Here is a 15,650-nt window from a genome sequence, read left to right as displayed (position 1 = left end):
TGCGCCCATTCATTGGCCAAAATCCATATACACTTTACACTTGAAATCAAGGGAGTCCTCCATGTATGAATAGCATACTCATCTTAACAGTGCTAATTATTATTTTTGCTTTGGTCTTTGACTTTATCAATGGTTTCCATGATACGGCTAACGCCATCGCTACAGCAGTATCAACCAAGGCGCTTAAACCACGTCATGCAATCATCCTGGCTGCGGTCATGAATTTACTAGGAGCACTGACCTTTACCGGTGTTGCGCATACCATTACGAAGGATATCGTTGATCCTTTCACATTGAACAATGGTTCTTATGTAATCCTTGCCGCTCTAATTTCGGCCATAATATGGAATTTAATCACCTGGTATTTTGGCATTCCAAGCAGTTCCTCCCATGCGATCATTGGTTCAATAGCGGGAGCTGCCATCGTGGCTAGTGGATTCGATGCGATTAAATGGAGTGGATTCACTAAAATTGTACAAGCATTGATTCTATCTCCCATCCTTGCCTTTACGCTTGGATTCATTGTATACAGTATTTTCAAGGTAGTATTCAAAAATAATAATTTAGGAAAAACCAATAAGCGATTCAGGAGAATACAAATTCTCACAGCGGCCATCCAGTCTTATACACATGGAACGAATGATGCTCAAAAATCCATGGGTATCATCACGATGGCTTTGATCGCTAACGGATATGCCTCTACCTCTGAGGTTCCTTTCTGGGTACAATTATCCTGCGCAATTGCCATGGCGCTTGGTACATCTATCGGAGGTTGGAAGATCATCAAAACAGTTGGCGGTAAAATCATGAAAATCCGTCCGGTTAATGGCGTTGCTGCCGATATGACTGGTGCATCGATCATTTTCGGTGCAACCTTCCTGCATATGCCTGTCAGCACGACTCATGTCATTTCTTCTTCAATACTTGGGGTCGGTTCTGCACACCGCATCAAAGGGGTAAAATGGGGAACCGCCAAAAACATGTTGGTCACTTGGTTCATTACATTGCCAATTTCTGCTTCTTTAGCTGGAATCATTTACTATTTGATTGCTTTATTTTTATAGAACCTTTCGCCTTTCCATATCGGAAAGGCTTTTTTTTTACAATTCCCCCTTATAAATGCAGGCTTTTTCCCTTTTTTTAATTTTCCTTGTTTTTTTATGTAAAGTTTTATTAAGATTTTGTAAATTTTCGTCGAAAAACCTTCCCGGATACTACATGAATTCGTTACAATCAATTTGTTAATACTAAGCGTACGACTAAAGTGCGTAAATTTGCATGACTAATTGGGAGGCTTTAACATGGCTTTTAAATCAAAAAAAGACAAATTCGCTGTAATGCTTTTTAACATCGCTCAAAACCTAAAAGAAGGTGCTGACTATTTCGCGGATTATAAACTCAAGAACATCTCCGATCTCAAAGTATTTTCAGATACGATGAAAGACTTTGAGCATAAAGGCGATTCAATGGTTCATAATGTGATCAAAGAGCTGAACAATGCTTTCATCACTCCTATCGAACGGGAGGATATCCTTGAATTAACCATGAGAATGGATGATGTCATAGACGGTTTGGAACACTGTGCGGCATTATTCGAAATGTACTCAATTGTCAATGCAGATGAGTATATGCTTAAGTTTGTGGAAGCAATCAAACAGTGTACGTATGAGATTGAAAATGCTGTCGATACACTATCCACTAAAAAATTGCCAATGATTCGTGAACATGCAATAAAAATTAAAGATCTTGAATCCGTTTGTGACGGAATCCAACGTCAATCAATCAAAAACTTGTTTACAGTAGAAAAAGATCCAATCAGGATCATTCAATATAAAGAAATTTACGAAAGCCTTGAAGAGATCGCCGATCACTGTCAAGCGGTGGCCAATACACTTGAAACAATCATAATGAAAAACGCCTAAGGAGTACCCCAATAAATGGATACTTTATTAATTATAACAATATTAATCGTTTTCTTTGCTTTAGCATTTGACTTCATCAATGGTTTTCATGATACAGCCAATGCAATAGCGACTGCTGTTTCAACAAAGGCCTTGAAGCCTAGGCATGCCATCATCTTGGCAGCCGTCATGAATTTCGTCGGAGCCATGACATTTACTGGAGTGGCGAAGACCATAACGAAGGATATCGTGGATCCGTTCACGCTTCCGAATGGTTCATATGTAATTATGGCTGCTCTACTTGCCGCTATCATATGGAACCTTCTAACCTGGTATTACGGAATACCAAGCAGTTCCTCCCATGCATTGATTGGTTCGATTGCTGGTGCAGCCATTGCTGCAGCGGGATTCGCTGGAATTAAATGGGAAGGTTTCATGAAAATTCTTCAAGCTTTGATTTTCTCCCCGTTAATTGCTTTTGTAATCGGGTTTATCGTATACAGCATCTTTAAAGTTGTCTTTAAAAACAATAACCTGACAAAAACAAACCAAAAATTCCGGACTATACAGATTGCTACTGCAGCACTTCAATCGTATACCCACGGAACGAACGACGCTCAAAAAGCGATGGGTATCATCACGATGGCCCTTATTGCAAATGGTTATGCATCAAGTACCGATATCGCCTTCTGGGTTCAGTTCTCCTGTGCGCTGGCAATGGGACTTGGAACTTCCGTCGGCGGATGGAAAATCATTAAAACCGTTGGCGGCAAAATCATGAAAATCCGCCCGGTCAATGGTGTTGCAGCGGACTTAACCGGAGCCTTTATCATTTTCGGCGCGACTGTAATACACATGCCGGTCAGTACAACACATGTTATTTCGTCTTCAATCCTTGGTGTTGGATCTGCGCATCGTGTCAAGGGCGTAAAATGGGGAACGGCAAAAAGAATGATCATCACTTGGTTCATTACCATTCCCATCTCTGCAACATTAGCTGGTTTGCTTTATCTTTTAATTAACTTCTTATTCTAAAATAAAATCCCTTCCGGTTTCCATCGGTAGGGATTTTCTGTTTTGACATAGGATTTATCTATGCTAATTAATAGGAAATCGTTTAAAATTCAAGGAGAAGGAATTTTTTTTAGCGAGGGGCAAAATTTACAATGAAGGAATTCGAAAAAAATAGAGATATTTTTAAAGACCTTTATGGAGATATGATGGAGTTTGCCGATAGAATCAGTTCTGTTTTAGGCTGCCCCATTACAATCGAGGACGGTAACCATCGCTTACTTGCTTATAGCACTCACGATGATACTACGGATCAGGCTCGTATCATGACCATAATCGGAAGACGTGTCCCTGAAAAGGTCATCAACAGTTTATGGAAAGATGGCTTCATACCCGCGTTATTGAAAGAAGATGCCCCCATTAAAATCGGGGCCATCAATGATGTCGGTCTTGGTAACAGGGTTGCGGTTTCCATCCGGAAAAATAATGAAGTACTTGGATTCATTTGGGCTTTGGAAGTAAATGAACCTTTCACCGAAGAAGATATGAAATTTCTGCAATTCGCTGCCAAGGAGGCGAAGAACCAGTTACAGCAATTGCAATTGAAAAAGAAAAGGAAAGAAGCCGGTCATCAAGAGTTCCTTTGGCGCATGTTGACCGGGCACTACCAAGAAGAATCGGAAATAATTGAAAATTATAAGAAATTCTCGATCCATGTTCCAGTGGTTTTTTCCATATTGGTATTCGAATTTCCTAAAGAGATCAATCGCGAAGTGGAGCGCTACATTTCATACATGTTAACGACCACTCAAAAGATAAACAGTTCCTTATTTGCCATTGACCATAACAAGCTCATTCTTTTCGCAGGAGCCAACCAGGAAAACAGCCCTTCTTTCACTTCATCGATTTATGAGTTCATTCCTTTTTTCATTCTGGAGATGAAACGGCGTTTCGGTGTTGAGCATATCCTTGGAACGGCTGGCAATATGTATAAAAACTTAATGGATGTTAAATCAAGTTACGAAGAAGCTCTATACACTCTAAAAATGAAGAATATATTCCCTGATGACATGAAACTCATTTTACATTATGAAGAACTTGGCATGTTTCAAATGATTGAATCACTCGCAAGCAATAAACAGCGTCGTGTTCATCCTTCCATCCTTAAACTTAAAGCATACGATATGAAAAACCAGACGGAATTGCTGCAAACACTCACCGTCTATCTAGAGAAAGACTGCAACCCAAACGAGGCTTCAAGAAACCTTCATATCCATGTGAATACATTGAATTATCGATTAAAAAGGATCTCGGAAGTGGGAAATATCCGGTTAAAAGACCCAATTCAAAAAATGTCCCTCTTTCTTAACATTAAACTTAATCAATATGATGAATTCTTCAAGAAAAATTAATGATATATTCCCTGATACGGAATACTAGAAGTGTGGAAAGGTTGATCTTATGAAATTTGAAACAAAAGAAGAACTTGAAAAAGAATTAGCAATCATAGAAAAATGGGAGAAGGATCAAAAAGGACTATGGTTTTGGGAACGGATTGGGCGGATTCCCTTCAAGCTATTGGATAAGTTGACACCGGATTTCATTCAGAAAAAATTGGGTGTCATGCTTGATGAAATCGGAAGCTACATTCAGAATGGCGGAAAATATTTAACGAAAGAAGCTCATATTCTAAATCAGCTGCAAGCCAAGAATCCCGAGTTGAATATTACTGCCGTGGAGGATGTTTCAAGCATACCCCTCCATATCATGGATAGCGTGAGTCAGGATATTAAAAATTCAGGCAGCAAATTGGCAACGGTTCAAGGGGCCACTACCGGGATTGGCGGAATCTTCACCTTGGCAATCGACATCCCCCTTCTTCTCGGCATGTCGATCAAAACCCTTCAGGATATCGCCATCACATATGGCTTCAATCCTAGGGACCGCCAAGAACGTATATTCATCGTCAAATTGCTCCAATTCACAGCATCGGATGTTGTCGGCAAAAAGGCTCTATTAAATGAATTGTCGAAAATGACCCAGACTGATTCCCAATCAAAAAGGGAAATAGCATCAGAACTGCAAGGATGGCGAGAAGTCGTTTATACATACCGTGATCAGTTTGGCTGGAAAAAGCTTTTGCAAATGGTTCCTGTTGCCGGAATAATATTTGGCGCCCTTACAAATCGTTCGATGATTGCCGATATAGCCGATACGGGAATCATGCTTTATAAGAAAAGAAGGATTCTAGAGCGCATTCAAGAACCAATTGCAAAGAATTGAATTCAGCTTTAATTGGGTTTTGATCCTGGCAAGTCCATGTTTTTTGAAACTGCGTTTGTGGAATTCCACAAATACACCTTTTTCATTTTTCTGATTTCCACATACTAACTGTTTCTTTTTCCAACTATACTTGTGATACAAATAGTAAAACATATTATTGGAGGGATTAAGATGAGAATAGGAATTCCAAAAGAGATTAAAAACAATGAAAATCGTGTAGCTATCACTCCAGCTGGGGTCGTAGCATTAGTCAATGCAGGACATGAAGTATTAATCGAAATGAACGCAGGTCTAGGAAGCAGTTTTACAAATGAAGCATATCAAGAAGCTGGTGCTGTTATAGTCGAGGACGCTGCTAGCGTTTGGGCAAGCACAGAAATGATCATGAAAGTAAAAGAACCTATCTCATCTGAATATAAATATTTCCGAAAAGATTTAATCCTTTTCACATATTTACATCTTGCGGCAGAACCGGCACTAGCTCAGGCCCTAAAAGAAAGCGGTGTCTTGGCCATTGCTTATGAAACGGTTGCAGTAAACCGCACACTTCCTTTATTGACACCAATGAGTGAAGTTGCAGGACGCATGGCTGCACAAATCGGTGCTCAGTTCCTTGAAAAAAATAACGGCGGTAAAGGAATACTCTTAAGCGGAGTTCCTGGAGTTAAACGCGGTAAAGTCGCTGTTATCGGCGGAGGCATGGTTGGAACGAATGCTGCTAAAATCGCTATTGGATTAGGCGCAGATGTTACCATTCTTGACTTAAGCCCAGACCGCCTTCGTCAACTTGATGATATTTTCGGAAATGAACTGACTACACTCATCTCCAACCCTTATAATATTGCAGAAGCGGTCAAAGATGCCGATTTGGTTATCGGTGCTGTATTGATTCCAGGTGCTAAAGCTCCTAAGCTCGTTACTGAAGAAATGGTTAAATCGATGTCACCAGGTTCAGTCATTGTCGATGTTGCAATCGACCAAGGCGGTATCTTTGAAACGGTTGACCACATAACAACACATGATAACCCTACTTATGTTAAACATGGAGTAGTGCATTATGCAGTGGCGAATATGCCAGGAGCAGTGCCTCAAACTTCTACAGTTGCTTTAACTAACGTAACAGTACCATTTGCACTTCAAATTGCAAACAAAGGTGCCATCAAAGCAATCCTTGAAAATGATGCCCTTGCAAAAGGCGTCAATGTGGCGAACGGTGAAATCACGTTCGAAGCAGTTGCCACAGACCTTGGCTACAACTACGTAAGTGTTGAAAACGCCTTAAACCCAAATAACATTAACGCTTAATAAAAAAAGACTCCAGAATCTTGTCTGGAGTCTTTTTTTTTGGACGAGAACCTCGATGAAGCAGTACGTCTCCATACGATATCTGGATTAGGCCGGATTATCTCACACAACGGTCGAATTAACTTGCACAACGGTCGAATAATTTGGGTATAGGTCGGATTTTCTGCTCGATTGGTCGAATTATCCAGAGTTAGGTCGGATTTTCTCCTCGATCGGTCGAATTATCCAGAGTTAGGTCGGATTTTCGGACGGGCGATTTTTCCGGATAGGCCACTACTCTGCCCTTTCCCCGGTTGATGTTATTACTAATCTAACAAAATAGAATATTCCTCTTAATCTATGAAGATCTTCCCGGGATTCATTATTCCTTTTGGATCCAAAGCCTGTTTGATCGTTTTCATCACTTCGTAAGCTGCTCCATGCTCCCTTCGCTGATACTTCGATTTTCCAAGGCCCACCCCATGTTCACCCGTACATGTACCGCCTCTGGTTAATGCATATTCGACGATTTCTTCATTTAACCTTTTCGCTTCTTTAACTTCTTCAGGATTTTTCAGATCGATCATGAACAATACGTGATAATTCCCGTCACCTACATGTCCTACAATCGCCCCCTCCACTTTGGATTGTTCGACTTTCTTCCTTGTATCCAGTATGGCATTCGATAATTCATGAAGGGGCACACTTACGTCGGTCACCATCAGTTTCTTCCCCGGGGCGCTGTGAATGAATGCGTACGCGAGATTATGGCGCGCTTCCCATAAGGCATTCCGTGCTTTTGAATCGGTTTCAAACTGGATATCCCCACAGCCAAAGTCACTTACGATTTCCTTGGCAAATTTGACGTCCTGTTCCAGTCCGGCAAAATTCCCATGAAACTCGAGGAATAAAGTTGGTTTGACTTCATAGGATTTGTCCATGAATTGATTAACTTTTTTTATGGACTCGGCATCAACCAATTCAATTCGTGCAATCGGAATACCAGCAAGCATGATCCCATTAACCGCAGATACTGCCTGTTCGACGGTTGGAAATGATGCTCTCCCAGCCATTGTGACTTCAGGAATGCCATACACCTTTAATGTCAGTTCAGTAAATACTCCCAGCGTACCTTCAGAGCCGACAAACAAGCCATTCAAATGAATGCCTGAAGATGATTTTGTCGCTAAGCTTCCGGAATGAATCACTTGACCGTTTGCTAAAACTATTTCCAAATCCCTGACTTGATCGCGCATAATCCCATATTTGACCGAGGTCGTCCCACTTGCATTCGTAGCTGCCATCCCTCCCAATGTAGCATCGGCACCAGGGTCGACGGAAAAGAACAAACCGTATTTTTTTAATTCTTTATTGAGCTGCGTCCTAGTCACACCTGGCTGGACCTTCACAAGGAAATCATTTTCCCTGATTTCCAATATTCGATTCATCAAAGACAAATCCAAGGAAATTCCCCCTTTGACTGGAACGACATGCCCCTCCAAACTTGAACCTAATCCAAAAGGAATGACCGGTATTTCATGCTCATTCGCATAACGCATGACTGCGCTTACTTCCGCAGTATCCCTTGGATATATGACCATATCCGGAAGGTGCGGAGTGTGATATGATTCATCATGGCTGTGCTGCTCCAATAATGTTTCATTCACCGTTACCTGTTCTTCCGTCAGAATCTTCCTTAATTCTTCTATATAACCAGTCATTATGTAGCCTCCTCTTTTTTCACCAAACATTCTGAAAATGGAAAATGGACGAGATTGCCCGCTAATAGGCAATCCATCTTTCTTCATTTACTGAAACCTTTCGTTTTATCCGTGCATGCCTTCATTGCTTGCAGAATGCTGGATCTTAGCTGATTTTCTTCTAAAGTCGCTACGGCAGCTATCGTTGAACCGCCCGGCGTGCAGACATCATCCTTTAAAGCAGCTGGATGTCTTTCCGTTTCCAGTACCATTTTAGCAGCTCCCATTACAGCTTGTGCTGCCATTCGGTATGCTTGTTTTCTTGGAATGCCGTCACGGACCCCTCCATCAGCTAGCGCCTCGATGAACATATATACATAAGCAGGCGACGAACCGCTGATGGCCGGTACTGCGTCCATCAAATCTTCATGCAGGATTTCCGTTTTACCGAAACTATTCAGCAGTGCAGTCACACCCTCTATATCAGCATCGGTAATTTGATCATTAATGCTCATGGCAGTCATGCCTTCACCAACAAGCGAAGGAGTGTTTGGCATCGTCCGGACAACCTTCACTCTTTTTCCGAAGCTGTTCTCAACTAGTGATACAGTAATCCCTGCTGCCATAGTAATGATCACAGCGTCTTCTTTAACATGATTCTTCACTTCTTCAAGCACTTGCTTATGCATGGCAGGCTGGATTCCTAGAAAGAGAAAATCGGCAAAACCGGCAACCTCTTTATTATCCAAAGTACCTTTAACCTTATATTTCGTGGTGATTTTAGTTTTGGTCTCCACACTCGCAGTACTGACCATGATCCCTTCAGGTGAAATGACCTCTGCAAGCAGCATGCCCTCAAGCATTGCCTCACCCATTTTGCCGCATCCAATAAACCCGATTTTTTTATTCATATCTTACACTTCCAATCATAAGTTCATCTATATTCTTTCTTATTATATCGGATATGATAAATGGAAACACGTTGGAGATATTAATAAGGAAGGATTTGGTGGTTTCTGGTCGAATTACTTAAGTGATATGTATGTATTTTTAAATCCACCTTTACGCAATATAGTCAAGCAATTAAATAAAAAAGATGTTGACTAAATGGTCATTAGAGATTTATAATTTTGACCTATTAGTCACAAATGAATAAGGAATACAGTTATAGGAATGGAGAAATGCTATGCAAATGGAAAAAAAAGCGGTCAATACCAAGCTTGTCTTAACAGGATTGATCATAGGAATGTTTTTCAGTTCATTGGAACAGACGATCGTCGGTACCGCCATGCCGACAATTATCGGGCAATTGAATGGTTTCACCATTTTTGCATGGGTAACGACTGCCTATTTAATAGCCTCAACGACTGTTGTACCCATTGTTGGAAAGCTATCTGATTTATATGGCAGGCGTTCCCTTTATCTGCTTGGCACGATTATATTTACGATCGGTTCGTTTTTATGTGCCACAGCCACTTCGATGGAACAATTGATCATCTACAGGGGTCTGCAGGGAATTGGCGGCGGAATGATCATGCCTTTATCCCAAACAATCATCGGCGATATATTCTCTGCGGAACAAAGAGCCAAATGGCAGGGAGTATTCGGAGCCCTTTTTGGTTTAAGTTCTGTCATCGGCCCTTTTCTGGGCGGCCTGATCGTTGACCATATCAGCTGGCATTGGATCTTTTTGATCAATGTACCGACGGGCTTACTATCTGCCATTTTGATTTATGTAGGATTGAAACATGAAGCGATAAGGAAAACAGAGAAAGTGAATATCGATTATCTAGGGATTTTCACCTTGATTCCTGGTATTGTCCTGTTACTGCTTGGCTTGACCTTCGGTGGTGATAAATTCGAATGGTTATCATTAGAATCCATCTTGATTTTCGGCAGCACCATTGTCTTCATTGCCCTATTCATCTTTTTTGAAAGAAGAGCGGTCGAACCGATCCTTGATTTATCCCTTTTTAAAAATAGAGTTTTTTCCACCACGAATATTTTGGGATTCCTGCTTGGCCTTGGCATGTTCGGGGCAATCATGTTCGTCCCGCTGTTCATGCAAGGCGTTTTGGGAGTTTCACCAACAAAAGCGGGGTCGACCATGACTCCGATGATGATCGGTATGATTCTTTCCAGCATCATTGGCGGGCGGTTACTTTTGAAATTCCGTTTTCGTACCGTGCTTACCTTTGGAATGGCCTTTGCGACGCTTGGCTTTTTCCTAATGAGCATGATGGACGGCAGTACGACTATATTCACTGCGTACTCATACATGGCCATCCTTGGGATAGGTATGGGTCTTGTCATGCCGACATTGATGATTGCCGTTCAAAACGAATTTCCAAAATCGCAGCTAGGGTCGGTTACAGCAGCTTCGACATTCTTCCGATCAATAGGAGGAACGATGGGCATCACGATTTTGAATGCTGTCATGAATCACAATCTCCAGCAAAATATGGATGATGCGGTCGTAATTCAAAAGGACCCTATATTGCATGAGGCACTAAAAGCATTAGCCGATAAAACGGATGCGTTATTCAACATCATGCTTTATCCTGAAAACCTTAAAATGCCCGCAGAAGTCAGCACTGTCCTTGTAAAAACGATTGAAAATGCTTGGATCGATGCATTCTCCAGTGTTTTCATCACCGGTATCTTTTTTGTTTCCGCAGGGATATTAGTGGCACTTTCCGTGGGTTCGGGCCGAATCAAAAAAGATCAAGAAACGGAAAAGGAATTAGGCTAAAAAATGCTCGGGACCGGCTGATATAATCAGCCGGCCTTTTTTTTCCCTTCATGTTTCTTTTTCATTGATAAGGGAATTTTACCTATATGAGACTAAATGGAGTGATATCATGAACAAGATAAACGATTCAATTTTACCTGCGGATTTTTATCAGCAGCCCACCCTTGAACTGGCAAAATCCCTTCTTGGCTGCCTGATTGTAAAAGAAACAGCGGATGGAACCGCTTCTGGATTCATTGTTGAAACAGAAGCCTATATTGGACCTGGTGACAGGGCCGCACATAGTTTTGGAAATAGAAGGACAAAACGGACGGAAGTGATGTTCGGAAATTCCGGTTTGATCTATACATACGTCATGCACACACATACACTGGTCAATGTCGTAAGCGGAGGGCCTGAAAATCCGGAAGCCATTTTAATCCGGGCGGTTGAACCCTATTCAGGGCTCGAGTTAATGCATGAAAGACGAGGAATTGCCGATATTCGTAAATGGACCGATGGACCAGGGAAGCTAACAAAGGCACTGGGCATCACCATGGATGATTATGGTCGATCTTTTACAGATCCCCCGCTATATCTAGCTGACGGAAAAAAGCCTGAACACATATCCAGCGGCCCCCGCGTCGGAATCGACAACTCCGGGGTAGCAAAAGATTACCCTTGGCGTTTCTGGGTTACCGACAATCCGTTTATATCGCGTAAAAACCTAATTAATAAAGCTGTACCGAAAAATAAACCATGATTTTATCCCCTCTAAGTGAACAGTGTAAATTCTGTGGATGTTACACGACTTTGAGGGGATTTTACAATGTCGGTAAGCATCTCGAAATCTCAAAAAGTTGTGAATGAAGCATCAGACACTAGCCCAAAAGGAACGAAGCTTACGTTGTCCTTATATCTGGAATCATCTAAATGTTTGTATGAAATCCTTATATAATCAGCCATTCAAGTAAACCATTCCCCTACTCAAAGTATCATCACATAGTAAAATCGTGAACCTGATGCCCCCTTCGTTAATAGACAATATTAAAAAATTAATCACGGAAAGGTAAGGATTTGTTATTCTTACCTTTCTTTTAATTACCGTAACTCAAACTTCCATTTTATGAAATGCTCTTTTGAGTTTACTAGCTATCCATTTATGCGAAATTTCAAGATTTGGTCCTCTTACACTCCAATGAACCCGCCCGATGTAACAGACTCCCATTTTCCTGTAACAGAATAACCCGAAAAATGACGAAAAAGTTGAATTTTATTTATATGTGCCATGTTTTTTATATTCCATACCTTTATAATATAAATGCTAGATATTTTTTTACCACATCAGGAGGAACTTTCCTAAATGAACAATTCTAAAAACTCTTTCATTCTTGCGGGGACCATTATAGGTACCCTAATCGCCGGCACTTCTGCTCATGCTGGTTCTTATCAAGTTAAATCAGGGGACACCCTAGATAAAATCTCTAAAGCCAATAATACAACTGTCCAACACTTAAAATCTCAAAACCATTTGACTAGTAACCTTATTTTTCCCGGCCAAGTCTTGAAATTTAATACTCTTAATAACCGTACAGATAATAAAGATAAAACCGAAAAATATGTGGTTAAACTGGGGGATACTTTATCTAAAATTGCTAATAAATATAACCTTTCCCTTAGTGCCCTGCTTAAATTAAACACTGACATTTCTAATTCGGATCGCATTTATATTGGCCAAACCATCCGGGTTTCCGGACAAGCCTCTGGGTCCAGCTCTCCGGCTAAAAACAGTTCAAATGCTACATATAAAGTCAAATCCGGGGATACACTGGGCAAAATTGCCAGAGTCAATAATATGACTGTCCAACAATTAAAGTCTATAAACCATTTGACTAGCACTCTCATTTTTCCCGGCCAGGTCTTGAAGGTTAATGCCATTACCAACAATCCGGATAAAGGTAAAAATACAACAGACGTTTATGTCGTTAAATTAGGGGATTCCTTATCAACAATCGCTAAAAAATATAACCTTTCCCTTAGTGCCTTACTTAAAATAAACCCTAATATTTCTAATTCAGATCGTATTCGTATCGGCCAAACCATCCGTGTTTCAGGGAAGGCCTCGGCATCTGCAATTAATAAACCGTCCAAATCGACCAAAGCGGATCAAGTTTTGGCAGCTGGCGCCAAATACATGGGAGCCAAGTATGTTTACGGTGCGAGCACTTCACGCACTGACGTATTTGATTGCTCTTCTTTCACATTAAGGGCATTCCAAAGTGCAGGTATTTCCTTGCCTCGAAATTCAGTGGCACAATCACACGTTGGTACAACTGTATCCTCGAAAGCCCTGCAAAAAGGGGATTTAGTATTTTTCGATACCAATAATGATGGAGTAATCAATCATGTAGGAATTTATGCCGGTAACGGTCAAATGCTGAATGCTTCGACATCTAAAGGTGTTTCCTACGCTAACATTAACAATTCCTACTGGGGACCTAGCTTTGTGAAGGCAGTCCGAGTTCTTAACTAAATGTGATGGCAGTACACGATTAAGAGCAAAAAGCGTGTTTTGATAAAATATCATACACGCTTTTTTGCGTATCATAATGTAAAATAGCCGCCAACTCGTGTTACGATACAAATGCACTAGCAGGTTCCATATTACAATTTCCTTTGTAATGGAGGAAAACAAGCTTCCATTTCAGATTATCTCCTAAGGAGGCCTTCCATTGTAAGATATTGGTCATATTTTCATCAAAAATATATATTTTTTCAGTTCTATTAGTCTCTTTAGTAAGTAACATTTTCATCACTTTTGCTGGATTACCCGCAATGATTGAAAATTGTAGCATAAATACTTTTAGTCACTATATCGATTCCGCCAATTACACACCTGACAAAATAGTATCCTGGCTCCTATCCAACAATTATCATTTATATTATCTGGCGTGACTTCAGAGCAGTTACCTTTCCCAAGGCAAAACAAAGGGTAGGGTTAATGGCTCCAAGACTCTCTTAATATAAATTGATATAATATTCAAAAAATTAAAAAGCGTTTTACACCGTTACCTACAAATGTTCCCACATCATTATCTTTTTGACTCATTTCTTGCGCATTAACCTTTACATCTCCACAATCGCATAAAAGCGCAATAATTCAATTGTGGTTTATTATTTATAACTGGAAATTTATTTTTAATTTGTTAAAGTATTAAGTCTTTTTCTTATAGTTGATTTTACGATTAAAAATACTCAAAACACTTAAAAGTATTGCAAAACATACAAAGTAAACTAAACCTTCACTAGTAAACCCAAATTTGTAAAAGATAATAGTAGCAATAATAAACACACCAGTTAAAAAGATTTTATAAGACCAATACTTACTCATTATCAACACCTCTTTTCAATTTAAAAATCTGAATAGGTAGTTTTAGTTGCCCCCTTAAAATTCTTCTCTTTATAATATACAAATTTAAGTTGTCCTTTTTTATTAGATTTTGAACTCCTTTTGATATATACCTTGTATGACATATAGCCCTTTGAATATTCCTTTATTCCAAATGCAGAGCCAGCTAAAAATGATGTAACACTCATTCCAGGAATCAAACCAGCAGCTCCTATTGCTAATGAACCGACTAATAATCCTTTTGATCTATTCTTATTACTAAAATACAATTTGTGATTTGTTGGCAAAATTGATTTAGACATACATTGATATGCCGGATAACAAGCTTCTGCAGTTTTATTGGGGCTCCGAAGATCCGTCCTATTGTATTTATTCCATTATCCTCTCTTTCCTCATACCTGGCGCATTAACCTTTGCATTTCCACAATCGCATAATTCAGTTGATTACTGATACGGACTCCTTCAAAGCTTGATAATTCCTTTCGTTGGCCTATTTCATCCTTCTTTTTTCTATGATAGGTTATCGTTTGTTGTAATAACCAAGCCTTTCTTAATAACATTTCCCTCACCTGCCTGTTTTGTTAGATGTCTTTCCTGCATTTCAACTTGCTTTCTATGGACTTTTTCTTCTATAAGATCTATGAACAGCTGATTATTGTTGAGATTTTCTTTATTCGACTCTATTAACCGCGCTAATGATACATTTTTACGCATTTTTTTGCCTCCTTCTCTACAGAAATTGCTAGCCGGAAAAAGAATGGTTTTCTCTGCTAAGGAAAAATATTTTTCCTATTACTTCATGATATTTTCATAATACTCTTATTTTAAAAATTCTTGGTTTCAATTTTGAAATGACAGTTACCAATATTGGTATTGTCATTCTGGATATATCCTGTTCACTTTTTCAACTTGCATTTTTGTCCTTGATCGGGCCGTGCAGTATCTAGATTACCAACAAAAAAAGGCCTTCATCACAGAAGACCTTTTCAGAAAGTATACTAATAAGAAGAGTAAGTTTGCCTGAGCTTTTTTCTTTCAAAAACGTTCCAGTCGATTTCAGAAATCCGCTCCCTTTCCGCCGGCTTTCTGCCCAGCCACCTCAAAGCAAACGCCTGTGGTATCTCGGCTACCAGTTATTCGGCAGGAGTGTCGCATATTTCTTCAATCCAGTAACGATTACAGTAAAAACCATCAAGGCCGGAGCATAGTATTCGAACAGCTGCACTGTCTTGGGCCGTTGACACAGTTTATCGACCTATGCCTCACTGTATTCGGTCGTTCACGCACTGTATTCAACCTATCCCGGACAGTATTCGACCGTTGAGGCACTT

Annotated in this window: 13 protein-coding genes; 9 read left to right on the top strand and 4 right to left on the bottom strand. The window is 40.1% G+C overall.

Going from position 1 to position 15,650, the window contains the following annotated elements:
* Nucleotides 1-65: 65 nt before the first annotated feature.
* The 6 genes from ABC374_RS03410 to ald all read left to right on the top strand — a co-directional run bounded on the left by ABC374_RS03410 (nucleotide 66) and on the right by ald (nucleotide 6,500).
* Entirely contained in the window at nucleotides 66-1,064 is a 999-nt protein-coding gene (locus tag ABC374_RS03410) for an inorganic phosphate transporter (protein WP_350301536.1), read from the top strand.
* A 237-nt stretch (nucleotides 1,065-1,301) separates the two neighbouring features.
* On the top strand, nucleotides 1,302-1,922 hold the full coding sequence (locus ABC374_RS03405) for a DUF47 domain-containing protein (RefSeq protein WP_413015933.1): 621 nt from the start codon (nucleotides 1,302-1,304) through the stop codon (nucleotides 1,920-1,922).
* 15 nt (nucleotides 1,923-1,937) lie between these two features.
* Nucleotides 1,938-2,936 carry an inorganic phosphate transporter gene (locus ABC374_RS03400; protein WP_350301534.1) on the top strand — a complete coding sequence of 333 codons (999 nt, stop codon included), beginning with the start codon at nucleotides 1,938-1,940 and terminating at the stop codon, nucleotides 2,934-2,936.
* Between the two features lie 131 nt (nucleotides 2,937-3,067).
* Nucleotides 3,068-4,324 carry a PucR family transcriptional regulator gene (locus ABC374_RS03395; RefSeq protein WP_413015931.1) on the top strand — a complete coding sequence of 419 codons (1,257 nt, stop codon included), beginning with the start codon at nucleotides 3,068-3,070 and terminating at the stop codon, nucleotides 4,322-4,324.
* Between the two features lie 49 nt (nucleotides 4,325-4,373).
* The gene (locus ABC374_RS03390) at nucleotides 4,374-5,195 is read left to right on the top strand and encodes an EcsC family protein (RefSeq protein WP_413015929.1); all 822 of its coding nucleotides are present in this window, start codon (nucleotides 4,374-4,376) and stop codon (nucleotides 5,193-5,195) included.
* Nucleotides 5,196-5,366: 171 nt separating this feature from the next.
* Nucleotides 5,367-6,500 (top strand): alanine dehydrogenase, encoded by a 1,134-nt coding sequence (ald, locus tag ABC374_RS03385; RefSeq protein WP_053533925.1) that lies wholly within the window; start codon nucleotides 5,367-5,369, stop codon nucleotides 6,498-6,500.
* A 332-nt stretch (nucleotides 6,501-6,832) separates the two neighbouring features.
* On the opposite strand, the gene ABC374_RS03380 is transcribed toward ald, so the two are convergent.
* Together ABC374_RS03380 and proC are read right to left on the bottom strand one after the other, a co-directional pair.
* Nucleotides 6,833-8,200, bottom strand: a complete 1,368-nt coding sequence (locus ABC374_RS03380; protein ID WP_413015927.1) for an FAD-binding oxidoreductase — start codon at nucleotides 8,198-8,200, stop codon at nucleotides 6,833-6,835.
* A gap of 83 nt (nucleotides 8,201-8,283) precedes the next feature.
* Nucleotides 8,284-9,090 (bottom strand): pyrroline-5-carboxylate reductase, encoded by an 807-nt coding sequence (gene proC / locus ABC374_RS03375; RefSeq protein WP_413015925.1) that lies wholly within the window; start codon nucleotides 9,088-9,090, stop codon nucleotides 8,284-8,286.
* A 275-nt stretch (nucleotides 9,091-9,365) separates the two neighbouring features.
* On the opposite strand from proC, the gene ABC374_RS03370 reads away from it, so the two are divergent.
* From ABC374_RS03370 to ABC374_RS03360, 3 genes are all read left to right on the top strand, one after another.
* Nucleotides 9,366-10,931, top strand: a complete 1,566-nt coding sequence (locus ABC374_RS03370; protein ID WP_413015923.1) for an MDR family MFS transporter — start codon at nucleotides 9,366-9,368, stop codon at nucleotides 10,929-10,931.
* Between the two features lie 109 nt (nucleotides 10,932-11,040).
* Nucleotides 11,041-11,673, top strand: coding sequence for a DNA-3-methyladenine glycosylase (locus tag ABC374_RS03365; RefSeq protein ID WP_413015921.1), 633 nt, complete (start codon nucleotides 11,041-11,043; stop codon nucleotides 11,671-11,673).
* A 600-nt stretch (nucleotides 11,674-12,273) separates the two neighbouring features.
* Complete coding sequence (locus tag ABC374_RS03360; RefSeq protein WP_413015919.1) at nucleotides 12,274-13,443, top strand: C40 family peptidase; 1,170 nt, start codon at nucleotides 12,274-12,276, stop codon at nucleotides 13,441-13,443.
* 878 nt (nucleotides 13,444-14,321) lie between these two features.
* Here the strand turns inward: ABC374_RS03360 and ABC374_RS03355 are convergent.
* Both ABC374_RS03355 and ABC374_RS03350 read right to left on the bottom strand, forming a co-directional pair.
* Nucleotides 14,322-14,621 carry a hypothetical protein gene (locus ABC374_RS03355; RefSeq protein WP_350301526.1) on the bottom strand — a complete coding sequence of 100 codons (300 nt, stop codon included), beginning with the start codon at nucleotides 14,619-14,621 and terminating at the stop codon, nucleotides 14,322-14,324.
* Between the two features lie 208 nt (nucleotides 14,622-14,829).
* Nucleotides 14,830-15,033, bottom strand: coding sequence for a hypothetical protein (locus ABC374_RS03350; RefSeq protein WP_252268734.1), 204 nt, complete (start codon nucleotides 15,031-15,033; stop codon nucleotides 14,830-14,832).
* Nucleotides 15,034-15,650 lie beyond the last annotated feature (617 nt).

The sequence above is a fragment of the Peribacillus phoenicis genome (assembly GCF_047238085.1).
Lineage (GTDB): Bacteria > Bacillota > Bacilli > Bacillales > DSM-1321 > Peribacillus.
Note: the sequence above shows the minus strand (reverse complement) of the source record. Positions and strands in the feature narration are given on the sequence as shown.